Source organism: Actibacterium sp. XHP0104, assembly GCF_025751515.1.
Classification (GTDB): domain Bacteria; phylum Pseudomonadota; class Alphaproteobacteria; order Rhodobacterales; family Rhodobacteraceae; genus Actibacterium_D.
In genome coordinates this window covers 128,432-153,080 of sequence record NZ_JAOWLE010000005.1, presented here as the reverse complement: position 1 = coordinate 153,080, position 24,649 = coordinate 128,432, and the positions used below count along the sequence as shown (strand labels likewise).

21 protein-coding genes are annotated in these 24,649 nt (G+C 64.6%); 8 read left to right on the top strand and 13 right to left on the bottom strand.

Annotated elements, in window-relative coordinates; all coding sequences use genetic code 11:
• The first annotated feature begins 123 nt into the window (after positions 1-123).
• Positions 124-2,049: a DUF3857 domain-containing transglutaminase family protein gene (locus tag OE856_RS09775; RefSeq protein WP_263715904.1), complete on the top strand. Its 1,926-nt coding sequence runs from the start codon at positions 124-126 to the stop codon at positions 2,047-2,049.
• A gap of 6 nt (positions 2,050-2,055) precedes the next feature.
• On the opposite strand, the gene OE856_RS09770 is transcribed toward OE856_RS09775, so the two are convergent.
• Positions 2,056-3,528 (bottom strand): NAD-dependent succinate-semialdehyde dehydrogenase, encoded by a 1,473-nt coding sequence (locus OE856_RS09770; protein WP_263715903.1) that lies wholly within the window; start codon positions 3,526-3,528, stop codon positions 2,056-2,058.
• Between the two features lie 30 nt (positions 3,529-3,558).
• Positions 3,559-4,545 carry a P1 family peptidase gene (locus OE856_RS09765; protein WP_263715902.1) on the bottom strand — a complete coding sequence of 329 codons (987 nt, stop codon included), beginning with the start codon at positions 4,543-4,545 and terminating at the stop codon, positions 3,559-3,561.
• A 235-nt stretch (positions 4,546-4,780) separates the two neighbouring features.
• Here OE856_RS09765 and OE856_RS09760 point away from each other — a divergent pair, with 235 nt between their 5' ends.
• From OE856_RS09760 to panC, 3 genes are all read left to right on the top strand, one after another.
• A complete protein-coding gene (locus OE856_RS09760) occupies positions 4,781-5,998 on the top strand; it encodes an aminopeptidase P family protein (RefSeq protein WP_263715901.1) in 1,218 nt (405 codons plus the stop codon).
• Between the two features lie 93 nt (positions 5,999-6,091).
• Positions 6,092-6,925, top strand: a complete 834-nt coding sequence (gene panB, locus OE856_RS09755) for a 3-methyl-2-oxobutanoate hydroxymethyltransferase (protein WP_263715900.1) — start codon at positions 6,092-6,094, stop codon at positions 6,923-6,925.
• Positions 6,922-7,758, top strand: coding sequence for a pantoate--beta-alanine ligase (panC, locus tag OE856_RS09750; protein WP_263715899.1), 837 nt, complete (start codon positions 6,922-6,924; stop codon positions 7,756-7,758). Before panB ends, panC begins: the two co-directional genes overlap by 4 nt.
• On the opposite strand, the gene OE856_RS09745 is transcribed toward panC, so the two are convergent.
• Positions 7,755-8,408 carry a DUF1523 family protein gene (locus OE856_RS09745; protein ID WP_263715898.1) on the bottom strand — a complete coding sequence of 218 codons (654 nt, stop codon included), beginning with the start codon at positions 8,406-8,408 and terminating at the stop codon, positions 7,755-7,757. The two genes, panC and OE856_RS09745, sit on opposite strands and share 4 nt — an antisense overlap.
• 10 nt (positions 8,409-8,418) lie before the next feature.
• Positions 8,419-8,700 carry a hypothetical protein gene (locus OE856_RS09740; protein WP_263715897.1) on the bottom strand — a complete coding sequence of 94 codons (282 nt, stop codon included), beginning with the start codon at positions 8,698-8,700 and terminating at the stop codon, positions 8,419-8,421.
• 106 nt (positions 8,701-8,806) lie between these two features.
• Here OE856_RS09740 and OE856_RS09735 point away from each other — a divergent pair, with 106 nt between their 5' ends.
• Positions 8,807-10,093: an acetylornithine deacetylase/succinyl-diaminopimelate desuccinylase family protein gene (locus tag OE856_RS09735; RefSeq protein WP_263715896.1), complete on the top strand. Its 1,287-nt coding sequence runs from the start codon at positions 8,807-8,809 to the stop codon at positions 10,091-10,093.
• Here the strand turns inward: OE856_RS09735 and OE856_RS09730 are convergent, their stop codons facing one another.
• The 3 genes from OE856_RS09730 to OE856_RS09720 all read right to left on the bottom strand — a co-directional run bounded on the left by OE856_RS09730 (position 10,094) and on the right by OE856_RS09720 (position 13,863).
• Positions 10,094-12,454, bottom strand: a complete 2,361-nt coding sequence (locus OE856_RS09730) for an aldehyde dehydrogenase family protein (RefSeq protein WP_263715895.1) — start codon at positions 12,452-12,454, stop codon at positions 10,094-10,096. It abuts the gene before it with no gap.
• Positions 12,455-12,458: 4 nt separating this feature from the next.
• Complete coding sequence (gene deoC / locus OE856_RS09725; protein ID WP_263715894.1) at positions 12,459-13,454, bottom strand: deoxyribose-phosphate aldolase; 996 nt, start codon at positions 13,452-13,454, stop codon at positions 12,459-12,461.
• 70 nt (positions 13,455-13,524) lie between these two features.
• Positions 13,525-13,863, bottom strand: a complete 339-nt coding sequence (locus tag OE856_RS09720; protein WP_263715893.1) for a hypothetical protein — start codon at positions 13,861-13,863, stop codon at positions 13,525-13,527.
• Between the two features lie 239 nt (positions 13,864-14,102).
• Here OE856_RS09720 and OE856_RS09715 point away from each other — a divergent pair, with 239 nt between their 5' ends.
• Positions 14,103-15,071: an efflux RND transporter periplasmic adaptor subunit gene (locus tag OE856_RS09715; protein ID WP_263715892.1), complete on the top strand. Its 969-nt coding sequence runs from the start codon at positions 14,103-14,105 to the stop codon at positions 15,069-15,071.
• Positions 15,064-18,279 carry an efflux RND transporter permease subunit gene (locus OE856_RS09710; RefSeq protein ID WP_263715891.1) on the top strand — a complete coding sequence of 1,072 codons (3,216 nt, stop codon included), beginning with the start codon at positions 15,064-15,066 and terminating at the stop codon, positions 18,277-18,279. Before OE856_RS09715 ends, OE856_RS09710 begins: the two co-directional genes overlap by 8 nt.
• Positions 18,280-18,334: 55 nt before the next feature.
• Here the strand turns inward: OE856_RS09710 and OE856_RS09705 are convergent, their stop codons facing one another.
• Together OE856_RS09705 and OE856_RS09700 are read right to left on the bottom strand one after the other, a co-directional pair.
• The gene (locus tag OE856_RS09705; protein WP_263715890.1) at positions 18,335-19,579 is read right to left on the bottom strand and encodes a saccharopine dehydrogenase family protein; all 1,245 of its coding nucleotides are present in this window, start codon (positions 19,577-19,579) and stop codon (positions 18,335-18,337) included.
• Positions 19,580-19,627: 48 nt separating this feature from the next.
• Positions 19,628-20,719 carry a carboxynorspermidine decarboxylase gene (locus tag OE856_RS09700; RefSeq protein WP_263716063.1) on the bottom strand — a complete coding sequence of 364 codons (1,092 nt, stop codon included), beginning with the start codon at positions 20,717-20,719 and terminating at the stop codon, positions 19,628-19,630.
• Positions 20,720-20,862: 143 nt separating this feature from the next.
• Between OE856_RS09700 and OE856_RS09695 the strand changes: the two genes are divergently transcribed.
• Complete coding sequence (locus OE856_RS09695; RefSeq protein WP_263715889.1) at positions 20,863-21,399, top strand: GNAT family N-acetyltransferase; 537 nt, start codon at positions 20,863-20,865, stop codon at positions 21,397-21,399.
• 9 nt (positions 21,400-21,408) lie between these two features.
• On the opposite strand, the gene OE856_RS09690 is transcribed toward OE856_RS09695, so the two are convergent.
• The 4 genes from OE856_RS09690 to OE856_RS09675 are packed head-to-tail and all read right to left on the bottom strand — an operon-like array spanning position 21,409 to position 24,577.
• On the bottom strand, positions 21,409-22,257 hold the full coding sequence (locus OE856_RS09690; protein WP_263715888.1) for a class III extradiol dioxygenase family protein: 849 nt from the start codon (positions 22,255-22,257) through the stop codon (positions 21,409-21,411).
• Entirely contained in the window at positions 22,258-22,620 is a 363-nt protein-coding gene (locus OE856_RS09685; protein ID WP_263715887.1) for a protocatechuate 4,5-dioxygenase subunit alpha, read from the bottom strand.
• A 17-nt stretch (positions 22,621-22,637) separates the two neighbouring features.
• Positions 22,638-23,525: an amidohydrolase family protein gene (locus OE856_RS09680; protein WP_263715886.1), complete on the bottom strand. Its 888-nt coding sequence runs from the start codon at positions 23,523-23,525 to the stop codon at positions 22,638-22,640.
• Positions 23,522-24,577 (bottom strand): 4-oxalomesaconate tautomerase, encoded by a 1,056-nt coding sequence (locus OE856_RS09675; RefSeq protein ID WP_263715885.1) that lies wholly within the window; start codon positions 24,575-24,577, stop codon positions 23,522-23,524. The genes OE856_RS09680 and OE856_RS09675 overlap by 4 nt, the downstream gene beginning before the upstream one ends.
• Between the last annotated feature and the right edge of the window lie 72 nt (positions 24,578-24,649).

The following is a 24,649-nucleotide window of genomic DNA, read 5'->3' as shown; positions in this document are numbered from 1 at the left end:
ATGACAATGGGTATGACGCGCGCCGGGGGTCAATCCTTGGAACGAAAACGATCAATTTCGTGCCTTGTTTTGGCCCGCATCAACGGCGATTCTGGCGCGGACTGTTACAAGAGGGTTCGGCGCGTGCGTATCATCCGTCTGTTGTTGCTGGTTGTCTGGCCGGTTTGGGCCTTTGCGGGCGGGTTCGAGGTGGCCGATCCGCCGCCGCAGGTCGATCACCTGCCCTTGCCCGAGGTGAATCCCGACCGCCTGGCTCATGCAGAATCGGGCCGCTATCACCTGATGCGCGATCACCAGGTCTGGTGGCAGGACGGGCACCGCTATACCTATGTGCGCTTTGCGACCAAGGTGCTGAACCGCGCCGGGCTAGAGGACGTGGGCACGCTGCTTTACACCTACATGCCCGAGACCGAGACCCTGCAGCTGGTGCGGCTGAACGTGGTGCGCGGCGACCAGGTGCTGGACATGCGCGACCGGGTCGAGCCGCGGTTCTTTCGGCGCGAAGAAGACCTGGACGAGGGCATCATCAATGGCGAGATGAGCGTGCATATCAGCGTGCCCGGCCTGCGCACCGGCGACACGGTCGATGCGGCCTTTGTCTGGATCGAGACCCCCGTCATCCCGCAGCTGGCCATGTCGGCGGGCGAACAATTCGCCTATGCGGTGCCTCTGGGTCATGCGCGCCTGCGGGTGCTTTGGCCCGAAGGCCGCCCGCTGGCCACCCGGATCGAAGGTGCAGGCCCGACCGCGCGCATCGAACAGGCCGGCGCGCTGCGCGCCCATGTGTGGGAGGCGCTTGACCCCGAGCCCTATCGCCCCGAAAGCCACCTGCCGGCGGGCACCAGCGGTTATCCCACGGTGCGCGTGTCGGGGCTGGGGGATTGGGGCGATGTGGTGGACGGCATCCTGCCGCATTACACGCTGCACCACCCGCTGCCCACCGACTGGCAGGCGCGGATGCAGCAGATCATGCATGATCACACCCGCCCCGAGGACCGGGCCGTCGCCGCGCTGCGCATCGTGCAGGACGAGATCCGCTATGTCGGCATCGAGATCGGCGCGGGCGGCTATATCGCGCGCACCCCCGAACACGTGATCGCGCGCGGCTATGGCGACTGCAAGGACAAGTCGGTGCTGTTGCAGACCCTGCTGCGCGAAATGGGGATCGAGGCCGTTCTGGCGCTGGCCCATACCGAAAAGGGCCATACCCTGCCCGAGGCCATGCCCTCGAACCGGTTCGACCACATGATCGTGGGGGTGATGCTGAACGGTCAGACGCGCTGGGTCGATCCGACGCGCAACTTCGAGGCGGGCAGATATGAAAACCTGGTGGCCCCCGATTACGGCTATGTGCTGCCGATCCGGCCCGGCCAAACGCAACTGGAACCCATCGACCGCGCGCCCACCTCGGATTATGTGGTCGAGGTCGAAGAGACCTATAATTTCGGCCTGCTGGGCGTGCGCCTGGATGTTGTTACCAACAATCGCGGCGCCGCTGCCAACCGCCGCCGGTCGGAATGGGCGCATCGTTCGCTGTCTGATATCGGCGAGCGCTACATGGGCTATTTCCAGTCGCGCTATCCCGGCCTGATCCAGATGCACCCGCCGCGCTATTTCGATGACGAGGACGAAAACGTCGTCACCGTGCGCGAGGCCTATCTGCTGCCGCCCAATGCGCTGAATGCCGAGGCGCTGCGCACCGATTTCCCCTTTGGCGCCGAGGATCTGCTGCCCGACCTGCCGCGCGGTCTGGATCAGCCCCGCCAGTTGCCTCTGGCGCTGGGCACGCCCTATCGGCGCGAACATGTGGTGCGGATCAAGAACGCCCCGATCGAGTTTGCCGCCCCCGATCCCGTGGTCATCGAGAACCCCGCATTCCGCTATGAATTCACGGCCGAGGACAGCGCCGGGGGCTTTCTGACCCTACGCTGGAGCTATGAGGGCCTCAGCCGCGAGGTGCAGCCCGACGACGCCCAGCAGGTGGTCGAAGACGCCAGCCGCGGGCGCCAGAACCGCACCTGGTACTGGGATCTGACGCCCGAGGACTGACCCCGCCTAGACCGACATGCAGATGTATTTCATCTCGAGGTAATCCTCGATGCCGTGGCGCGACCCCTCGCGGCCCAGCCCCGATTGCTTGACCCCGCCAAAGGGCGCGACCTCGGTCGAGATGATGCCGGTATTGACGCCCACGATCCCGTATTCCAGCGCCTCGGCCACCTTAAAGACGCGGCTTAGATCCTTGGCATAGAAATAGCTGGCCAGACCAAAGATCGTGTCATTGGCCATGGCGATCACGTCATCGACCGTGTCGAATTTGAACAGCGGCGCCAGCGGGCCAAAGGTTTCCTCGGTGGCGAAATCCATCGCCTGTGTGGCGCCGGTGATGATGGTGGGCTCAAAGAAACAGCCCGCGCCGTCGATCCGGTGGCCGCCTTGCATCACGGTGGCGCCCTTGGCGGTGGCGTCGGCGATATGGGCCTCGACCTTTTCAATCGCCTTCTCAGTAATCATCGGGCCCAGATCGGTGCCCTCGGCCAGCCCGTCGCCCACCGACATCGCCGCCACCGCGCGCGACAGTTTCTCGGCAAAGGCGTCATAGACCCCGGCCTGCACATAGATGCGGTTGGCGCAGACGCAGGTCTGGCCGTTGTTGCGGAACTTGCAGGCGATGGCGCCGGTCACGGCCTCGTCCAGATCGGCATCGTCGAACACGATGAAGGGCGCGTTTCCGCCCAGTTCCATGCTGCATTTCTTGACCTGATCGGCGGCTTGGCGCAACAGGATGCGCCCGACATTGGTCGAGCCGGTAAAGGTGATCTTGCGCACGGTCGGGTTCTCGGAAAACTCCATCCCGATGTCCGACGACCGCGAAGAGGTCACCACCGAGAACAGCCCCGCCGGCACGCCCGCGCGTTCGGCCAGCACCGCCAGCGCCAGCGCCGACAGCGGCGTTTCGGCCGCCGGTTTCGACACGAACCCACAGCCCGCCGCCAGCGCCGGGCCGCATTTGCGGGTGATCATCGCGTTGGGAAAGTTCCACGGCGTGATCGCGCCGACCACGCCGACGGGCTGACGGATCACCATCAGGCGCTTGTCGGGCTGGTGGCCGGGGATGGTCTCGCCATAGATGCGCTTGCCCTCTTCGGCGAACCACTCGATGAAACTGGCGCCATAGGCGATCTCGCCCTTGGCCTCGGCAAGCGGCTTGCCCATCTCGGCGGTCAGGATCGTGGCCAGATCGGTCTGGTGCTGCATCATCAGGTCGAACCAGCGGCGCAGGATATTGGCGCGGTCCTTGGCGGTGCGCTGGCCCCAGGCGATCTGCGCCACGCGGGCGGCCTCGATGGCGCGGGCGGTCTCGGCGCGGCCCAGATCGGGCACCTCGCAGATCACGTCGCCGCGCGCGGGGTTGGTCACGGCAAAGGTCTTGCCATCATCGGCCGCGATCCAGTCGCCCGCCACATAGGCGCGGGTTTCCAGCAGGGTCGGATCGGCAAGGCGTGATTTCAGATCGGTCGCTGACATGGTCTCTCCTCCAGGTGCGCGGATGCGCGCTCAGCCAAATGTGTCGCCCCAGGTGGGGAAGGGATCGCCCGGCGCGGGCCGGGCGGCATGCACGCCGCGCGCGATGGCGCGGGCCAGGCAGGTGGCGGCGGCATGGCCCAGGTCCAGCGCGTCGAACACCGGGTCGGGCAGGGCGCGCGCGCCGGTGGCGGCGGCAAAGATCAGATCGCCATCCAGCGGTGTGTGGCTGGGCACGATGGCCCGCGCCATGCCGTCATGGGCGGCAACGGCCAGCCGGGTGGCCTGGGCCTGGCTTAGCGCCGCGTCGGTGGCGATGATGGCGATGGTGGTGTTGGCGCCGGGGCCGTGCTTGGTGCGCGGGCGGGCGGCGGGGTCATGCGCGCCCATGCCCAGCCCGCCGAATTCGGCATTCAGCTCAAAGGGCGCGGCCCAGAACTGTGGCCCATCGCCCATCGTCACCGCCCCCAGCGCATTGACCGCGACCAGCGCGCCGACGGTCACGCCATTGTCCAGCACCACCGAGGCCGAGCCCAGCCCGCCTTTCAGCCCCGCCACCGTGGCACCTGTTCCGGCCCCAATGGTGCCAAGATCGAACACCGTTCCCGCCGCCGCCAGCGCGGCGCGGCCCAGGCCCTTGTAAGGGTTCTCGGCCCAATCCTTGGCGCCGCCATTCAGCAGATCGAACAGGATCGCCCCCGGCACGATCGGCACGCGCTGATCGCCCACGGCGAAACCGCGCCCCATAGCGCGCAGCCCGTCCGCCACGCCCGAGGCCGCATCCAGCCCAAAGGCCGACCCGCCCGACAGCACCAGCGCGTCGACCTCTTGCACCAGCTTGTCGGGCGCGAGCAGATCGGTTTCGCGCGTGCCCGGCGCGCCGCCCATCACATGCACGGCGGCCGTGAAGGGCACATCGCCCAACAGCACGCTGACGCCGGTTTTCACGGTGTGATCCTCGGCATTGCCGACCCGCAATCCGGGCACATCGGTGATCAGGTTCAGGGCGCCGGGGCGCATGAGGGCTTCCTTTCGGTTCGGCCCCATCTTGCGCAGCCAAATCCGGGGCGGCAAGGGGCGCGACGCGCAAAACCGTCTTGCGCCGCAGCGGCAGTCTTGCCATCCTTTGATCCGAGCGTTGGCGATGGCGTCGCCACGGGGGCAGCCCCGCGCTTGGCGGAGCCTCCGCCTGCCGTCCTGAACGCCGGGATATCCTTGGTCCGGCAAGGTCCGGGCCATTGCCTGGAGATCTAGCATGACCCGCAAGTCCGACCGCCCCGAATTCTTTCGCTTTCACAATGGCGACAAGGTGCCGCTGCCCTTTTCGGCCGAGGAATACGATCACCGCCTGATGGGCCTGCGCACCGCCATGGACGGCACCGGCGCCGATGTGGCCGTGCTGACCTCGATGCAGAACATCGCCTATTACTCGGGGTTTCTCTATTGCAGCTTTGGCCGACCCTATGCGCTGGTGGTGACGGCAACGGAATGCGTCACGATCAGCGCGGGCATTGACGCGGGTCAGCCCTGGCGGCGTTGCCATGGCGACAACCTGACCTATACCGACTGGGCGCGCGACAATTTCTGGCGCGCCGTGGCCCATGTGGCCGGCATCGGGCGCAGCATCGGGTTCGAGGCCGATCACCTGACCCTGCAACAGGCCGAAAAGCTCAAGACATTCCTGCGCCCGTCGCAGACGATCGACATCGCGCCCGCCACCATGCAGCAGCGCATGCGCAAATCGCCCGCCGAGATTGACCTGATCCGCGCCGGGGCCGCCGTGGCCGATGTGGGCGGCTATGCCATCCGCGACGCCGTGCGCGAGGGCGCGCGCGAGATCGACGTGGCCATGGCCGGCCGCGACGCGATGGAGCTGGATATCGCCGCGCGTTTCCCGGACGCCGAATATCGCGACACCTGGGTCTGGTTCCAGTCGGGGCTGAACACCGACGGCGCCCATAACCCGGTCACCTCGCGGCAGTTGCAGCGCGGCGATATCCTGTCGCTGAACACCTTCCCGATGATCTCGGGCTATTACACCGCGCTGGAACGCACGCTGTTCGTGGGGTCGGTCGATGATGCGTCCATGGAGATCTGGATGGCCAATGTCGGCGCGCATGAGCTGGGCATGTCGCTGCTGCGGCCCGGTGTCAGCTGTGCCGAGGTGACGGCAGGCGTGAACGCCTTTTTCGCCGAGCGCGACCTGCTGCAATACCGGTCCTTCGGCTATGGCCACTCGTTCGGCGTGCTCAGCCACTATTACGGCCGCGAGGCCGGGCTGGAGCTGCGCGAGGATATCGACACCGTTCTCGAACCCGGCATGGTCATCAGCATGGAGCCGATGCTGACCATCCCGCAGGGCCAGCCCGGCGCCGGCGGATACCGTGAACATGACATTCTGATCATCACCGAAGACGGCGCCGAGAACATCACCGGCTATCCCTATGGGCCCGCCTTCAACGTGGTCGGATAGGCGGAATCGGCAAGGCTATGCTGTAAAGGCTGGTTTTTCTGCGGCGCGGCGCTATATAGGCTAAACCACACTTCGCGCAGGGGAGGACAACCTTTGAGCGCCACGGCACAGAAACGCGCACCCACGCCCTCGGACATCAAGGCCCGCAAGGGCACCGAGCCTTTGGTGACGCTGACCGCCTATACCACCCCCATTGCCCAGCTTGTCGACGAGCATTGCGATATCGTTCTGGTCGGCGACAGCGTGGGCATGGTGCTGCATGGCCTGCCCTCGACCCTTAGCGTGACGCTGGACATGATGATCCTGCACGGCCAGGCCGTGGCGCGTGGCCTCAGCCGGGCGATGATGGTCGTCGACATGCCGTTCGGCAGCTACGAGGAAAGCCCCCAGCAGGCCTTTGCCAATGCCGCGCGCGTGATGCGTGAAACCGGCTGTGCGGCGGTCAAGCTGGAAGGCGGCGTTGCCATGGCCGAAACGATCCGCTTTCTGACCCAGCGCGGCATTCCGGTGATGGCCCATATCGGTCTGACGCCCCAGGCGATCAACACCCTTGGCGGCTATTTGGTGCAGGGCCGGGGCGAGGACGCGCAGCGCATCCTGGCCGATGCCGACGCCGTGACCGAGGCCGGCGCCTTTGCCGTGGTTCTCGAAAAGATCCCCGCCAGCCTGGCCGATGACATCACCGATCGCGTGTCGATTCCGACCATCGGCATCGGCGCGTCCGCGAAATGCGACGGGCAGGTTCTGGTCGTCGATGACATGCTGGGCCTGTTCACCGCGTTCAAGCCGAAATTCGTCAAACGCTATGGCTCGCTGGGCCAGGATGCCGATACCGCCATCGCCACCTATGCCGCCGAGGTGCGCGCCCGCACCTTCCCCGCGCCCGAACACATCTTTGCCGACAAGGCGCCGGAGAAAAAGAAATGAAGCTGGTCCATACGCTGGACGAGCTGAGAGAGATCACCGACGCCTGGCACAACGCCGGCGAGGTGATCGGCGTCACCCCCACCATGGGCGCCCTGCACGAGGGGCATCTTAGCCTGGTGCGCGCCGCCAAGGCCGGGTCCGACCGGGTGATCACCACGATCTTCGTGAACCCCACCCAGTTCAACAATGCCGACGACCTGGACAAATATCCCCGCACGCTGGACAGCGACATGGCCCAGCTGGCGCCTTTTGGCGTCGACGTGATCTATGCGCCCGGTGTCGATCAGATGTATCCCGACGGGTTCTCGACCACGATTTCCATTTCGGGCGTGTCCGAGGGCCTGTGCGGCGCCAAGCGTCCCGGTCATTTCGACGGGGTCGCCACCATCGTGGCCAAGCTGTTCCTGCAAACCAGCGCCGACCGCGCCTTTTTCGGCGAAAAGGATTTTCAGCAGTTGCAGGTGGTCAAACGCCTTGCCGCTGACCTGAACATCCCGGTCGAGATCACCGGCTGCCCCACCGTGCGCGAGGCTGACGGGCTGGCCCTGTCGTCGCGCAACGTGCGCCTGACGGAAAACGGCCGCAAGATCGCGCCCGCGCTTTACGCCGCGATGCAGGCGGCGGGCGTGGCGATCAAGCAAGGCACGCCCGTGCACGAGGCCCTGTCCGAGGCCGAGCGCGATATCCTGGCTGCCGGTTTCGCCGAGGTCGAATACCTGGAGCTGCGCGCCGAAAACGGGCTGGCCCCGCTGGGCACCCACAGCGAACCCGCGCGCCTGTTGGCCGCGGCCTGGCTGGATGGTGTGCGCCTGATCGACAATATCGCCGTTTAACGGCGCATCCGGTCCCTCAAACGGCCCCACATGCCGCGCGCCTTGTCGCGGGCGGCATCGGCGCGTTCATCGACCGCATCCCAGGTTTCGCCGGCATCTTCCAGCAACGGGTCGATGGTGCGTTCGCGGAACTGCGCCCAGACCCGGTAGAGGAACCCCACGAACAGCGCCAGCAGCGTCAGCATGACGATATTGCCGTAAGGGATCAGCCGCACATCGGGGCCATCGACGCGTTTGAGGCCAACGGCGTTCGGAAAGATCGACAGGAATTCATTGCGCCAGCCATAATGGCGGATCGCATACCATTCGGGCGCGTCCTTGCTGGAAATCGCGTCATTGGCCTCGGCATACAGGTTCGCGGTGTCGAACTTGAAATAGGGCGGCCAGCCCCAGCCGGTATCCTCGTTGCGATAGACCATGGTCTTGCCGTTGGCCTGAATCGCCTGGATGAACTGCACATCGCGATTGGCAAGCGTGTCGGAATTGTCATCGGGGCTGGACCAGAACATGCGTGTCCAGCCGTTCAGATCCTGCCGTTCCTCATAGGTGTTCACGATCCGCACGATGTCGCGCTGGGGCAGGGTGTAGTGAAAGAACCCGAATACCAGCAGCACCAGAACGGTGATGATCGTCCACTTGACGTAACGCATAACCCGGCCCTCACCCAAAATTTGTCACATAGATCAGGACCAGAACCGCCGCCATCGGCAGCACGATCACGCCCCAGATCAGTTTCTTTCGCAGCGACTGCTCATAGTCCAGCATGCCGCCCTCGATATAGGCATCGCGCAGCCCGGGGTCGAGGTCACCCTGGGCAATCTTTTCATCGGCGCTGTCTTCCATCTTTTCGCGCCGGACCGAGCGCGAATAGACCGACACCACCACGTAAAGGATGGCCTGGGCGACGATGACGATGATGAACAGGCGGATGAAACCCAGCATGACGGCCTCTGTGTTGCAGGTGCAGCAATGGTGCCGGGGTCTGCGGGCAAGCTCAAGGCCCAACTGATGCATTGCCCCGAATTGTCGCTATGGCTAGGGTTTCGCCATGAACACGTCCCTCGACACCCGCCTTGCCGCCGCGATCGATGCCCGGCGCGATGATCTGACCGCGCTCTGCGCCGATCTGATCCGTATTCCCACGCTGAATCCGCCGGGCCGCAACTACCGCGAGATCTGCGGCTACCTGGCCGAGCGGCTGGCCAAATCGGGCTTCAAGATCGACCTGGTGCGGGCCGAAGGCGCCCCCGCCGACAGTGCGAAATACCCGCGCTGGAACATCATCGCCCGCCGCGAGGGCACGCGCCCCGGCGATTGCGTGCATTTCAACAGCCACCACGACGTGGTCGAGGTGGGCCACGGCTGGACGGTCGATCCCTTTGGCGGCGAGGTCAAGGATGGCCGCGTCTATGGTCGCGGCGCCTGCGACATGAAGGGCGGTCTGGCCGCCAGCATCATCGCCGCCGAGGCTTTCGTGGAAACCTGCCCCGATTTCGCCGGGGCCGTCGAAATCAGCGCCACCGCCGACGAGGAATCGGGCGGCTATGGCGGCGTGGCTTATCTGGCTGAAAAAGGCTGGTTCGACCCCTCCCGCGTGCAGCACGTGATCATCCCCGAGCCCCTGAACAAGGATCGCATCTGCCTGGGTCATCGCGGCGTCTGGTGGGCCGAGGTTGAAACCAAGGGCCGCATCGCGCATGGGTCGATGCCGTTTCTGGGTGACAGCGCCATTCGCCACATGGGCGCGGTGCTCGAGGAAATGGAGGCCACGCTTTACCCGCTGCTGGCCAGCAAAACCACGGCCATGCCCGTGGTGCCCGAAGGCGCGCGGCAATCGACGCTGAACATCAACTCGATCCATGGTGGCGAGGCCGAGCAGGACGAGGATTACACCGGCCTGCCCGCGCCCTGCGTCGCCGACCGCTGCCGCATCGTGCTGGACCGGCGGTTCCTGATCGAAGAGGACATTGCCGAGGTCAAGGCCGAGGTCGCCCGGATGATGGAGCGCATCAAGGCCACCCGCCCGAATTTCGACTATGAAATCCGCGACCTCTTCGAGGTGCAGCCCACCATGACCGACCCCGATGCGCCCGTGGTCACCACGGTGGCGCAGGCCATCGAAAAGGTGCTGGCCCGCGCGCCCGAATACGTCGTGTCGCCCGGCACCTATGACCAGAAACATATCGACCGGATCGGCAAGCTGAAGAACTGTATCGCCTATGGGCCGGGCATTCTGGATCTGGCGCACCAGCCCGACGAATGGGTCGGCATCGACGATATGGTCGACAGCGCCAAGGTCATGGCGCTGACGCTGGCCGAACTCTTGGCGCGCTGATCACTCGCCGTAGGGCACCCAGATGTTTTTCACCTCGGTCGCGGCGCGCAGGAATTCGCGCCCTTCGCCCGCTGTGCCCAGCCAATCACGCGTGCGGGCGTTGTTGACCCATGTGCGTTTCAGGTTCCCGGCCGAGGCCTCTTCGATCACCCGTGACAGGTCGGTGGACGAGAAACTCCACACAGCGTCGATATTCAGGTGGCTGGCCAGCGTGGGGGCCAGCTCGGCATGGTCGCCGGTGACGATATTGACCACCCCGCCGGGCAGGTCGGATGTATCAAGCACCTGATAAAAATCGGTCGCGGCCAGCGGGTGCGGCTGCGACGGCACCAGCACGCAGGTGTTGCCCATGGCAATCGCCGGGGCCATCACCGACACCAGCCCCAAGAGCGGCAGCTCATCCGGGCAAAGCGCCCCGATCACGCCCACCGGTTCGTTCATTGCCAGCGCCACACCGCGAATGGGTACCGAATGCGCCGCGCCGTCGAACTTGTCGGCCCAGGCGGCATAGGTGAAGAGGCGCGCGATGGCGGCCTCGACCTCGGCGCGTGCAAGGCCCGCGTTCTGGCCGGTCATCAAGCGGATGCGGGTTGCGAATTCATCGCTTCGCGCAGACAGGTTTTCAGCGATGTAATAGAGGATCTGCGCCCGCAGATGCGCGGTGGACTTGGCCCAGCCCTTGGCGGCATGGGCGGCCTCGACCGCGTTGCGGATGTCCTTGCGGTTGCCAAGGCCGACATGGCCCAGCATCGCCCCGCGCGGCCCGTGCACGGCGCGCGAATAGCCGCCATCGGGCCGGGCCTGCTTGCCGCCGATATACAGTTTGGCGGTGCGATCCAGCGGGTCGGTGACCTGCGGCTCATCCGGTTTTTTATGCGCGGGCGCGGGTTTCAGCACCTTGGTGGCGTGGTCGGGTTTCAGATAGGCATGCAGCCCTTCCCAGCCGCCCTCGCGCCCGAACCCGCTTTCGCGCACGCCGCCAAACCCGGCGGCGGCATCGAACAGGTTGGTGGCATTCACCCACACGACGCCCGCCACCAGTTTCGGCGCGATATCAAGCGCCAGGTTCACGTTCTCCGTCCACACCGTCGCGGCCAGCCCGTAACGGGTATTGTTGGCGATCTCGACCGCCTCGGCAGGGGTGCGGAATGTCGTGCCGACCAGCACCGGGCCAAAGATCTCTTCCTGCATCAGCGTTGCGGCGGGCGACAGGCCGGTGATCAGCGTGGGCGGATAATAACAGCCCTGATCGGGCAGCGGGCCGGGCGCGCGATAGACCTGGCCGCCCTCGGCGCCCTCATCCACCAGCCGGCTCACGGTGGCCAGTTGCACCGGATCGACCAGCGCGCCGATGTCGATGGATTTGTCCAGCGGGTTGCCGATGCGCAGGGTCTCCATCCGGGCGCGCAGTTTGGTGTAGAACCGCTCCGCCACGCCCTCTTGCACCAACAGGCGCGACCCGGCGCAGCAGACCTGCCCTTGATTGAACCAGATCGCATCGACCAGTCCCTCGACCGCGCTGTCGAGATCGGCGTCGTCAAAGACGATATAGGGCGACTTGCCGCCCAGCTCTAACGTCAGCGCCTTGCCGCTGCCGGCGGTGGCGGCGCGGATGCGGCGGCCGACCTCGGTGCTGCCGGTGAATGCGATCTTGTCGATGCCGGGATGGGCCACGATCATCTCGCCCACGGCGCCGTCGCCGGTAACGATGTTGACCACGCCCTTGGGTAAGCCGGCCTCGCGGCAGATATCGGCGAATAGCAGCGCGGTTAGCGAGGTGTATTCGGCGGGCTTCAGCACCATCGTATTGCCCGCCGCCAGCGCGGGCGCGATCTTCCACGCCAGCATCAATAGCGGAAAGTTCCACGGGATGATCTGGCCGCAGACGCCATGCGGCACATGGCCGGGCAATTCGCTGTCGATCAGCTGCGCCAGCCCGGCGTGGTAATAGAAATGTCGCGCCACCAAGGGCACGTCGATATCGCGGCTTTCGCGGATCGGCTTGCCGTTATCCAGCGTTTCCAGCACGGCAAACAGCCGCGCGTGTTTCTGTACCAGTCGCGCCAGCGCATAGAGGTATTTCGCCCGCGCATGGCCGGGCAGTTTCGCCCATTTTCCCTGCGCGCGCCGGGCCGCCGAAACGGCCGCATCCACATCGGCCTGGGTGGCCTGTGTCAGCGTGGCCAGCACCTCGCCCGTGGCGGGGTTGCGGCTGTCGAACCCGTCGGCGGGGTCGGTGAACTTGCCGTCAATGAAATGGCCGAACCGGTCGCCGCCATCCACCAGCCAGGCCAAGGCCTCGGCCGCGCTTTCGGGGGCGGGGCCGTAATCCATGGTGTCAAAGATCTCGGAAACGGTCATCGCATCATCCCATCGGGTGGCGCCAGCCGGCGGAATAGGCGCCAGTGACATGGTGTTCGAGCTGGCGTTCGATATCGCCCAAAAGGCTGGACGCGCCAAAGCGGAAAAGGTCGGGCAACAGCCAGCGGTTGCCTAGTTCCTCTTTGATGAGGCTAAGGTAAACCAGCGCGTCCTTGGCCTTTGATATCCCGCCCGCCGGTTTATAGCCCACGCGGTGGCCGGTGCGCTGGTGATAGTCGCGAATGGCGCGGATCATGGTCAGGCTGACGGGCAGGGTGGCGTTCACGCTTTCCTTGCCGGTCGAGGTCTTGATGAAATCGGCCCCGGCCATCATGCAGACAAGGCTGGCGCGGGCGACATTGCGCAGGGTGCCCAGCTCTCCGGTCGCGAGGATCGCCTTGACATGGGCCGGGCCGCAGGCAGCGCGGAACTCGGCCATTTCATCATAAAGCGCCTGCCAGTTGCCGGTCAGAACGTGGCGGCGCGAGATCACGATGTCGATTTCCTCGGCCCCGGCGGCGACGCTTTCGCGGATTTCCTGCACCCGCAGGGGAAAGGGCGACAGCCCCGCCGGAAAGCCCGTGGAAACCGCCGCCACGGGAATGCCGGTGCCCGCCAGCGCCTGAACGGCCGTGGGCACCATATCGTGATAAACGCAGACCGCACCGGTATGGATAGGGCCCATCCCCAGGGCATCGAGAATATCCTGCCGCACGGGTTGCCGCGCCTTGGCGCAGAGGCGCTGCACCCGGCCGACCGTGTCATCGCCCGACAGGGTGGTCAGGTCGATACAGGTGATGGCGCGCAGCAGCCAGGCCGCCTGGTAATCCTTTTTCACCGACCGGCGCCCCGGCAGGGTCGCGCAGCGCCGTTCGATCGCCGAGGTATTGGCCTGCACCGATTTCACCCAGTCCATATCCAGCGCCATGCCCGGATTTCGGCTGTGGGTCACCTGCGGCAGTGCTGTAACGGCACCCGTAAGGCTGTGTTCGGTCTGCACTCTTTGCCCCCTGTCTTGACGGGCCCGAGGGTGCACGCCCTGCCCGCATTTGGCAAGCGCCGCCGCCGCGTCAGAGCGTCAGGAAATAGTCGTCATGACGCCGCCAATAGGCCAGCAAGTCGGCCAGCGTTTCAGCCCGCGCCCCGACGATCTGCATGGCGTAAAGATCGGCCGCCACCAGCGCCGCCAGCCGGTAGGCCCGGTTCGAGGCCGGATGCGCGGCGCTGTCGGGGGCAAAGCTGCTTTCGATGCCCGACCCGGCCGAGGTCAGCGCGAATATCATCGCCTGAGGGGGCGCGGCGGGGAAACGTGCGGCCAGATCGCGGACCACCCCGCGCCAGCCCTGCGCGCCGCTTAACAGGCCGCGCAGCGCGTCTTCGGTCATCTCGTCGATCAGGGCAAACGGCATGGGGCAACCGGTATACTGGTACAGCCGCCCCGTGGCGCGGCACTATCGGGGCGCTTATACAACCTTAACAGGGCTTACGTCGAGGTTTTCGGGCCACAGTCGGGTTTTCACCGGGGGGCGGCCCCTAGACACATTCGTAATCGCGAATATATGTGTGCAAAGCCGCCAGCTTTGCGCTGGGTCAAGGTGCGCGCGTCATGCATGTTTACTCTGACGCAGCCCGCTTCAGGAGACACGCGATGAACAAGATACTGATATTCGTGGCCGCGCTGATGGCCGCCGGTCTGGCCCGCGCCGAGGTGATCGAGCTTGCCCCGGTCCGCGTGACCGACTGGAAAGCGGTCTATGGCGAGGTCGAACCGCGTGATCTGATCCCGGCCCGCGCCCGGATTGGCGGCACGGTGATGGTGCTTGAGGTGACCGAGGGCGACGCCGTCGCCGCCGGGCAGCGCATCGCGGTGGTCGAGGACGACAAGCTGAGCTTTCAGCTGGAAGCAATCGACGCCCAGCTGGGCGCGCTGCAAAACCAGCTGGACACCGCCCGCACCGACCTGGAGCGCGGAGAATCCCTGCGTGAGCGCGGCGTGATCACCGTGCAGAACCTTGATCAGCTGCGCACCGCGGTGAACGTGCTGGATAACCAGATCCGCAGCACCCAGGCGCAGCGGCTGGTGATCGAACAGCAGGTGGCCGAGGGCGCCGTGTTGTCTCCGGTGGATGGCGTCGTGCTGGCCGTGCCGGTGGCGCGTGGCTCGGTCATCAACCCGGGTGAACAGGTGGCCCAGATCGGCGGCGGCGGCGTGTTCCTGCGCCTGGCGCTGCCCGAACGCTTTGCCGGCCGCCTGACCGTGGGCGACACGATCGAAATCGGCTCAGACGCCGGTCAGCAGGGCAAGCTGGTCAAGGTCTATCCGCAGATTGCGGGCGGCCGGGTTCTGGCCGATGTCGAGGTCGACGGCCTTGATGGCCGGTTTATCGGCCGCCGCGTGCCGGTGCGTGTGCCGGTGGGCGAACATGAGGCGCTTTTGGTGCCGGAAACCGCGCTTAGCCAGCAGGCGGGGCTGGATTTCGTGACCATTCAGGCCGGCGATCACACCGTGCAGCGCACCGTCGTGCCCGGCAGCCGCGTGATGATGGGCGATGTGGCGATGGTCGAAATCCTCAGCGGGCTTGCCGCCGGTGACAAGGTGGTGACCGACCATGAGTAACGACGCACAATCCGGCGGCGCGCTGGGCCTTGCCGGGCGCCTGACCAAGGCCTTTATCTCGTCGCCGCTGACGCCGCTGTTTCTGATGGCGTCGCTGGCCGTGGGGCTGATCGCGCTGATCGCCCTGCCGCGCGAAGAAGAACCGCAGATTTCCGTGCCGCTGGTCGATATCCACGTTCAGGCCGCGGGCCTGCGCGCTGAGGATGCGGTCAAGCTGATCACCGAGCCGCTGGAAACCATCGTCAAGGGCATCGACCAGGTCGAGCATGTCTATAGCTCGACCCGCGACGATCAGGTCATGGTCACCGCCCGGTTCGAGGTCGGCCTGTCCGCGGACACCGCGATCTTGCGGGTGCGCGACAAGATCCTGGCCAATATCGACCGTATCCCCACCGGCATCCCCGAACCACTGGTGGTGGGGCGCGGCATCAACGACGTGGCCATCGTGGCGCTGACCTTCAGCCAGGCGCCCGGCAACACCGCCGTATCCGGCGCCGATCTGACCCGCATCGCCCGCGAGGTCGAGGTGGAGCTGGCCAAGATCGACAACGTGGGCCTGACCTATCTGGTGGGCGAAACCACGCAGGCGCTGCGCGTGTCGCCCGACCCCGAAAAGCTGGCGCTTTATGGCGTGACGCTGCAACAGCTGGCGGGCAAGGTGCAGGGCGCGAACTCTGCCGCGCCGGCGGGCACCATCCGTGACGGCGGCCAGCAGATCGGGCTGATGCTGGGCCAGACCCTGAAAACCCCCGAAGAGATCGCCAACCTCGAGGTCACTACCCGCGACGGGCGCACCGTCTATGTGCGTGACCTGGCCGAAGTGGGCTTTGTCAGCGATCTGGACGAACGCCATGTCTTTAGCCTGACCCGCGGCGAAACCCACGACGACATCATTCTGTCGCCCGCCGTGACCCTTGCCCTTGCGAAACGCGCCGGGGCCAACGCGGTGACCGTGGCCGAGCAGATCCTGCACCATGTAGACGACATGAAGGGCCGCATCATCCCCGACAGCGTCGCCGTCGAGGTCACTCGCGACTATGGCGAAACCGCCGCCGAAAAGGCGAACGAGCTGCTGTTCCATCTGGGCCTCGCCACCGTGTCGATCGTCGCGCTGGTGCTGTTCGCCATCGGCTGGCGCGAGGCGGTCGTGGTCGCCGTGGTCATCCCGGTGACGATCCTGCTGACGCTCTTTGCCGCGCATATCATGGGCTATACGCTGAACCGGGTATCGCTGTTCGCGCTGATTTTCTCGATCGGCATCCTGGTCGATGACGCCATCGTGGTGATCGAGAACATCGCCCGCCACTGGGCGAAAGACCCGCAGAAAACCCGGCTAGAGGCCGCGATCGCCGCCGTGGCCGAGGTAGGCAACCCCACCATCGTTGCCACGCTGACCGTGGTTGTGGCGCTGTTGCCGATGCTGTTCGTGTCGGGGCTGATGGGCCCCTACATGAGCCCGATCCCCGCCAACGCCAGCGCGGCGATGATTTTCTCGTTCTTCGTGGCCGTCATCATCACGCCATGGCTGATGCTGAAAATCGCGGGCCGCGCGCCCTTGCATCACGACGCGGGCGATGCCGGGCAGGGCGGTCGGCTGGGCAGGCTTTATGCCCGCATCGCCCGCCCGGTGCTGCGCACCAAAAAGATCAGCTGGATCTTTCTGCTGGCCGTGGTGGTGCTGTCTTTCGGGTCGCTGGGCGCGCTTTACACCAAACACGTGACCGTCAAGCTGCTGCCCTTTGACAACAAATCGGAGCTGGCCATCGTCATCGACCTGCCCGAGGGTGCCTCGGTCGAGGCCACCGATGCCGTGGCGCGTGACGCCGCGCTGGTGGCGATGAACCTGCCCGAGGTGATCTCGGCCCAGACCCATGCGGGCACGGCGGCGCCGTTCAATTTCAACGGCCTTGTGCGGCACTATTTCCTGCGCCAGACGCCCGAGCTGGGCGAGGTGCAGCTGAACCTTGAACCCAAGCACCACCGCGACCGTGCCAGCCACGCCATCGCGCTGGAGCTGCGCGAGATGCTGGCCGACCTGAACGTGCCGCCGGGCACCAATATCAAGGTGGTCGAGCCGCCCCCGGGCCCGCCGGTGATCTCGACCCTGCTGGCCGAAATCTATGGCCCCGACGCCGAAACCCGCCGCGCCGTGGCGCGCAAGGTGCGCGCAGCGTTCGAGGACGTGCCCTTCATCGTCGATGTCGATGACAGTTTCGGCGAACAGCCCCGTCGCCTGCGGGCCGAGCTGAACCCCTCGGACCTGGATTTCTACCTGGTGCAAGAGGCCGACGCGTTGCAGACGCTGCAACTGTTGAACGGCCAGACCACGGTGGGCTATTCGCATCGCGGCGAGGGCCGCGCGCCGATCCCGATCGTGGTCGCGCGTGACCGGGCGATGCGGGTGATGGACGAAACCACCCTGCCGACCCCTGTGCCCGCGAACGCCCTGCCGGGCGGGCGCGGCGTGGTCGAACTGGGCGATGTGGTGACCCTGGTCGAGGAAGAGGCCTCGCACCCGATTTTCCGCCATAACGGCCGCTATGCCGAGATGGTCACCGCCGAGCTGGCCGGTGATTTCGAGGCCCCGCTTTACGGCATGATCGCGGTGCAGGAAAAGCTGGACGCGATGGACTGGGGCGATCTGACCCCGCCCGTGATCAGCCTGCACGGCCAACCGCTCAGCGAGGCCGAAAACACCCTGCTGTGGGATGGCGAATGGGAGGTCACCTGGGTAACCTTCCGCGACATGGGCGCGGCCTTTGGCGTGGCACTGCTGGGGATCTACATCCTGGTGGTGGCGCAATTCGGCAGCTTCCGCCTGCCGCTTGTGATCCTGACGCCGGTGCCGCTGACATTCCTCGGCATCATGCTGGGGCACTGGATCTTCGGCGCGCCGTTCTCGGCCACCTCGATGATCGGGTTCATTGCGCTGGCGGGGATCATCGTGCGCAACTCGATCCTGCTGGTCGATTTTATTCGCCACGCCGACCCCGACGGCAAGGTCAGCATCGACATCCTGATCGAGGCCGGCGCGACCCGGTTCAAGCCGATCTTGCTGACCGCGATCGCGGCGATGATCGGCGCGGTGGTGATCCTGGCCGACCCGATCTTTCAGGGGCTGGCAATCTCGCTGCTGTTCGGGCTGGCCTCATCCACCGCCTTGACGGTGCTGGTGATCCCGGCGATCTACCGCATCTTCAAGACCTGACAAAAACGGCCCCCGCATCGCTGCGGGGGCCGGTTCAATTTCACAGGCAGGGGCCTTATTCGTTCCAGGCCTTGTCTTCGCCGCCCAGACCACCAAGCTGCATCCGCGTCGGCAGGCCGATCTGGTCGAGGATGGTAAAGAACGGTTTCGGGTCCAGCTCTTCGACGTTTTTCATCGTCTTGGCATCCCATTCGCCGCTGGCGACCAGCATCGCGGCAGCAACGGGCGGCACGCCGGCGGTATAGCTGATGCCCTGGCTGCCAACCTCGTTATAGGCCTCTTTGTGGTCGGCGACGTTATAGACGAACACCTCAAACGGCTGGCCGTCCTTGGTGCCTTTGACCAGATCACCGATGCAGGTCTTGCCGGTATAGTCGGGCGCCAGCGACGACGGGTCGGGCAGCACGGCCTTGACGACCTTGAGCGGCACAACCTCTTGGCCCTCGGCGGTTTTCACCGGCTGCTCGGACAGCAGGCCCAGGTTTTGCAGCACAGTAAAGACGTTGATGTAGTGATCGCCGAACCCCATCCAGAACCGCACATCGGCCTGCGGATAGTTGGTGGCCAGCGAATGCACCTCGTCATGGCCCGACTGATAGGCGCGGCAGGTGCCCACGACCGGCAGATCCCAGTCATGGCCGGTTTCGAACATCTTCTTCTCTTTCCACTGCTGGTCTTCCCAGTAGTAGACGACGCCAGTGAATTCGCGAAAATTGATCTCGGGGTCGAAATTCGTGGCGAAATACTTGCCGTGCGAGCCGGCGTTGATATCGACGATGTCGATCGATTTGACCTCGTCCATCATGTCGATGGCAAAGCGGGCAAAGGCGTTCACGACGCCCGGATCGAACCCCGCGCCCAGAATGGCGGTCACGCCTTTTTCTGCGCAAAGATCGCGTTTCTTCCATTCATAGTTGGCATACCACGGCGGGGTTTCGCAGATCTTGGTCGGGTCTTCGTGAATGGCCGTATCGATATAGGCCGCGCCGGTTTCGATACAGGCATCCAGCACGGTCATGTTCACGAAGGCAGAGCCCACGTTGATCACGATCTGCACGCCGGTTTCGCGGATCAGATCGGCCACGGCGGCGCTGTCCATCGCATCCACCTGATGGGCCTTTAGAACGCCCGCCTGTTTCATCGCGCCTTTTTCACGGACCGACTCAAGGATCGCTTCGCATTTGGAAAGCGTCCGGCTGGCGATATGGATATCGCCAAGCACATCGTTGTTTTGCGCGCATTTATGCGCCACGACCTGAGCGACGCCGCCAGCGCCGATGATGAGAACGTTCTTTTTCAACTCAAAAGACCCCCTTTGGTATTCCGTTGAGTGCCCGCAGGCGTTGCATCACGACAGGGCTGCCGCGAATTCGTCATATCCGAAATCACGCACAAGACGCGTGGTTCCATCCAATTCTTTAACGGCAATCGCCGGCATTTTCACGCCATTGAACCAGTTTTTCTTGACCATTGTGTAACCGGCGGCGTCCTGAATGCTAAGTCGGTCGCCCGGTTTGATCGGGGCGGGAAAGCGGAATTCGCCGAAAATATCGCCCGCCAGGCAGGATTTGCCGCAGACCATCCATTCATGATCGCCGGCCTCATTCATCTTGGCGCTTTCGCGATAGATCAGCAGATCAAGCATATGCGCCTCGATGCTGCTGTCGACGATCGCCAGGTTCTTGCCGTTGAAAAGCGTGTCCAGAACGGTGACCTCCAGCGTGGTCGATTTGGTGATCGCGGCCTCGCCGGGTTCCAGATAGACCTGCACGCCGTTTTCGCCAGCAAAACGTTTCAGCCGCTCGGCCAGGCGATCAATCGGATAGCCCTCGCCGGTGAAATGAATGCCGCCGCCCAGGCTGATCCAGTCCATCTGACGGATCAGGAAACCGAACCGCTGTTCGATATGGCCCAGCATGGCGTCGAACCGGTCGAAATCGGCGTTTTCACAGTTGTTGTGAAACATGAAGCCGCTGATCTGATCGGCGACCTTGGCGATCTCTTCGGGGTCATGCTCGCCCAGCCGCGAGAAGGGCCGCGCCGGGTCGGCCAGATCAAAGCCCGAGGTCGAAACGCCCGGATTGACCCGCAGCCCGCGGATATGGCCCGCGCTTTGGGTATCGAACCGCTGCAGCTGACCGATGGTGTTGAAAATGATCTTGTCGGAATGGCCCAGAACCTCGTCGATCTCGTGATCGGCATAGGCCACCGAATAGGCGTGCGTCTCGCCCGGAAACTTTTCGCGCCCCAGCCGTACCTCGTAAAGCGACGAGGATGTCGTACCGTCCATATACTCGGACATGAAATCAAAGACCGACCATGTGGCGAAACATTTCAGCGCCAAAAGGGCCTTGGCCCCCGACGCCTCGCGCAGATGCGCGATCTTTTCCATGTTCGGCAGCAGGCGTGCCTTGTCGATCAGGTAATAGGGCGTCTGGATCATCGGTTTCCCCCGGGCCAAAGGAAAGGACAACAAGCCGCCCCTTTAGGCGGGAAGGCGCGGCGGGGCAAGGGAAGAATGGTCGCACAGGTCGGCAGGGCCTGCTATTCATGGGCGGCCCGCGTCGCAACCCGAGATCCGATATGCAGTATCTGTCAGGCCGCGTCATTGCCGACGACGACATCGCCGCCCTGTTCGCCGAAACCTTTGCCGCATCCGAAGGTGCGGACGAGGGCGCGGTGATCCGCGCCTTTGTCGCCGAGATGCTGGCCACGACCCCTACGCCTGACTTGCATGTTTTCACCGCGCTTGATCAGGGCACGCCGGTGGGCTGCATCCTGTTCTCGCGCCTGCGGTATAATGACACCCGCACGGTGTTCATCCTGTCGCCGGTTGCGGTTCTGCCGGGGCATCAGGGCCGGGGCGTGGGGCAGGGGCTGATCACCCACGGGCTGGATGCGCTGCGCGACAGCGGTGTCGATTATGCGATCACCTATGGCGACCCGGCATATTATGCCCGCGTCGGGTTCGCCCAGATCACCCAAGATTTCGCCCCCGCGCCGCTACCGCTTAGCCAGCCCATAGGCTGGCTGGGGCAATCCCTGTCCGAGACCGCCCCCGCGCCCTTTGCCGGGCCAGCGCGCTGCGTGCCGGCGCTGAACAATCCGGGCCTGTGGTAGGCTCTCAGCTCAGTCGACACATTCCAACAGCATCGTGCCCGCGCCCGTGTTCGAGATCGGGATGTGATAGTTGCTGTGCAGCAGGTTCACCTTGTCGCCCAACGCCCCGCGCATCATCATCCACATCAGGAATTCGGTGCCCTGCGCGCCTGCCTTTTCCACCAGCTCCATACGCGAGATCTTGGTCAGCGCATCGGGGTCTGTGACGATCTTGTCCATGCAGTATTCGTCGAATTCACGGTTGATGAACCCGGCGCGCTCGCCGTCCAGCTGATGCGACAGCCCGCCGGTGCCCAGCACCACCACCTTGAGATCTTTGGGGTAGGATAGAACCGCCCGGCGCAGCGAGCGCCCAAAGGCTAGCGCCCGGTTCAGCGTCGGAATCGGGTGCTGCACCGTGTTGGCCGAAATCGGAATCGCCGGCGGCATGTCGGGGTTGTCGGTCAGCCCCGGCCAGAACAGCTGCATCGGCACGGTAAAGCCGTGATCGACCGCCAGTTCCTGGCACGAGGTGATATCGAATTCGTCCGCGACCATGCCCTCGATGATGTGCCAGCTTAGCTCGGGCGCGCCGGGAAAGGGCGGCAGCTGCGGAATGCCCCAGCCCTCGTCCTCGTTGCGGTATTCATGCGCGGCGCCGATGGCAAAGGTCGGCATCTTGTCGAGAAAGAACCCCAGCCCGTGATCATTGTAGATGTTGATCACAACGTCGGGCTTGTTCTTGGCCAGCCACTCATGCACCGGCGGATAGCCGTCAAAAAACGGCTTCCAATAGGGGTCTTCGAACAGACCTTGGGCGATCGCGTTGCCCACGGCGGGAATATGCGAGGTGGTGATGCCTCCGATGATCCTGGCCATCTATTTCTTCCCCGCGTCCAAGAGTTTCTGTTTGAATTCCTCGGTGGTCACGCCCGTCTGCTGGGCCCCCACATCCTGAACCGACAGCTTGTAGATCCCGGCGAACTTGGCCAGGTAATAGATGTTGCCCCCGGCCGCGATCATCGCCAGAACGTTCTTGGCGCGACAGGCCGCCTTCTGTTCGTCGTTCAGGCCGAACTTGTCGAAATAGGCCTCGGGGTCGCGCAGATATTCGGCGCGCGCCTCGGCGGCGTTGAACGAATAGCACATCTTGTTCAGGGCATAGCCCTTCATGGCCATCCTGCCGTCAAAGATCGTGGTGCCGGGGATGTCGGCGTGATGGTCGAACTCAGCTAGTTCCATGGCCGTTCCTCCTGTTGTCACGCCCAGTAAAGGCGCATTGGGTTGTCCACGAGCAGCTTTTGCTGCTGCTCGGGCGTTCGCGCGATTTTCGGTATGAAATCGACCAGCGCGCCGTCATCGGGCATGTGGGATTTCATGTTCGGATGCGGCCAGTCGGTGCCCCAAAGCACCCGATCGGGAAAGCGCTCGACGATAGCTTGGCAAAACGGCACCACATCGTCGTAAGGCGGGCCTTGCAGCGACAGGCGCTCGGGGCAGGTGACCTTGGTCCAGATAGTGTCGTTGTCGGCCATCAAGGTGATGAACCGTTGAAAATCGGGGTGATCAACGCCCTTGGCCACATCGGGGCGGCCCATGTGATCGACCACGATGATGGTCGGCAGCTGCCGTAGAAAGGGGATCAGCTCTTCCAGGTCCTGCGCCTCGAAATAGACGACGATATGCCAGCCGAATTCGCTGATCTTGTCGGCAATCGACAGGAACACCTCTTTGGGCGTGGCATCGACCAGCCGTTTGACAAAGTTGAACCGCACGCCGCGCACCCCGGCCGCGTGCATCTCGGCAATCTCATCGCGGGTGATGTCCGCCCCGACCGAGGCAATCCCGCGCGCCAGATCACCCGCCGCGCGGCAGGCATCGACCATGGCTCGGTTGTCCTTGCCGTGACAGGTGGCCTGCACGATCACGTTGCGCGAAAACCCAAGGTGATCCCGCAGGGCAAAGAGCTGATCCTTGCCGGCGTTGCAGGGGGTGTATTTGCGCTCGGGCGCAAAGGGAAATTCCGGGCTGGGGCCAAAGACATGGCAATGCGCATCAACCGCGCCCGCAGGCAGCTTGAAATCGGGCGTCTTCGGGTTGGGATGAAAGACCAGCCAATCCGCATCCATCTTTTGTGCGTCAGTCATGCGAATACCTCTCCGTCCATCAGCTTGCGCGCCGTGCGCAAGATCGCGGCCGAGCGCACCACGCCCACCTCATCCAAGCCCGCCACCACGGTCATCTCGCCCGTCGGGTGCTCGATCGGCAGGGCCCGCTCGGCGCCCTTGCCGCGCACGGCCAGATCATAGGCGGCCGACCCTTTCAGCAAACAGGCCGTCGCCACGCTGACCGCACCCAGAACCCCGATCGTCTTGTGACAGCGATGCGGAATGAACGTGCGGGTCGAAATCGCGCCACCCGCACGCGGCGCGCTGACCATCACCATCTTGGGCACTGATTTCTCGCGCACATCACCCAGGTTCATCAGCGGGCCACAGGCCAGCCTGATCGCCTCCAGCCGCGCGCGCAAATCGGCTATCGCCTCCAGCTCTTCAGGACTTTCCCCGCCCGAAATCCCCACGTCAGCGGCCCGCATCACCACACAGGGCATGCCGTTGTCGATCATCGTCACCTCGATGCCCTCGACCACATCCACCACATTGCCGGTGGGCAGCAACGCCCCACAAGACGACCCGGCCGTGTCCCTGAACTCAATCGGCACCGGCGCCGCGCTGCCCGGCACACCGTCGATGCGTGCGTTGCCCACATAGCTGACCACGCCCCCCGGCGTCGCCACCCGCGCCTCGGCGACCTGCCCGGTGTTCTCCATGTAAATCACCACCGGCGTCACATCCCCCCGGGGCGCAACCAGCCCGCGCTCAATGGCAAAAGGGCCCACACCCGCCAGAATATTCCCGCAATTCTGCGCGTCCGTCACAAGGGGCCGGTCCACGAAAACCTGCAAGAACAGGTAATCCACATCCACCCCCTCGCGCGCCGATTTGCGCACCACCGCTACCTTCGAGGTCAGCGGATCACCCCCGCCCATCCCATCAATCTGACGCAGATCCGGCGACCCCATCGCACGCAACAAAAACGCATCGCGCGCCGCCACGTCGCCCGGCAGATCCCCGGCCAGAAAATACCCGCCCTTCGAGGTTCCCCCCCGCATCCACATGCACCGCACACCGTCAGACATGGCCGCTTTCCCATTTCTTCTTTGTACAAATATCCCGGGGGTGTGGGGGCAGCGCCCCCATTCCCGAACCCG

Bases quoted from the DNA above. Each gene is read 5' to 3' on its own strand.
- OE856_RS09680 (WP_263715886.1), bottom strand. From the start codon at position 23,525: ATGACTGACGCACAAAAGATGGATGCGGATTGGCTGGTCTTTCATCCC.
- OE856_RS09730 (WP_263715895.1), bottom strand. From the start codon at position 12,454: ATGACCGTTTCCGAGATCTTTGACACCATGGATTACGGCCCCGCCCCC.
- OE856_RS09695 (WP_263715889.1), top strand. From the start codon at position 20,863: ATGCAGTATCTGTCAGGCCGCGTCATTGCCGACGACGACATCGCCGCC.
- OE856_RS09715 (WP_263715892.1), top strand. From the start codon at position 14,103: ATGAACAAGATACTGATATTCGTGGCCGCGCTGATGGCCGCCGGTCTG.
- OE856_RS09765 (WP_263715902.1), bottom strand. From the start codon at position 4,545: ATGCGCCCCGGCGCCCTGAACCTGATCACCGATGTGCCCGGATTGCGG.
- OE856_RS09685 (WP_263715887.1), bottom strand. From the start codon at position 22,620: ATGGAACTAGCTGAGTTCGACCATCACGCCGACATCCCCGGCACCACG.
- panC (WP_263715899.1), top strand. From the start codon at position 6,922: ATGAAGCTGGTCCATACGCTGGACGAGCTGAGAGAGATCACCGACGCC.
- OE856_RS09735 (WP_263715896.1), top strand. From the start codon at position 8,807: ATGAACACGTCCCTCGACACCCGCCTTGCCGCCGCGATCGATGCCCGG.
- OE856_RS09690 (WP_263715888.1), bottom strand. From the start codon at position 22,257: ATGGCCAGGATCATCGGAGGCATCACCACCTCGCATATTCCCGCCGTG.
- OE856_RS09710 (WP_263715891.1), top strand. From the start codon at position 15,064: ATGAGTAACGACGCACAATCCGGCGGCGCGCTGGGCCTTGCCGGGCGC.
- OE856_RS09760 (WP_263715901.1), top strand. From the start codon at position 4,781: ATGACCCGCAAGTCCGACCGCCCCGAATTCTTTCGCTTTCACAATGGC.
- OE856_RS09675 (WP_263715885.1), bottom strand. From the start codon at position 24,577: ATGTCTGACGGTGTGCGGTGCATGTGGATGCGGGGGGGAACCTCGAAG.
- OE856_RS09770 (WP_263715903.1), bottom strand. From the start codon at position 3,528: ATGTCAGCGACCGATCTGAAATCACGCCTTGCCGATCCGACCCTGCTG.
- OE856_RS09720 (WP_263715893.1), bottom strand. From the start codon at position 13,863: ATGCCGTTTGCCCTGATCGACGAGATGACCGAAGACGCGCTGCGCGGC.
- OE856_RS09745 (WP_263715898.1), bottom strand. From the start codon at position 8,408: ATGCGTTACGTCAAGTGGACGATCATCACCGTTCTGGTGCTGCTGGTA.
- OE856_RS09740 (WP_263715897.1), bottom strand. From the start codon at position 8,700: ATGCTGGGTTTCATCCGCCTGTTCATCATCGTCATCGTCGCCCAGGCC.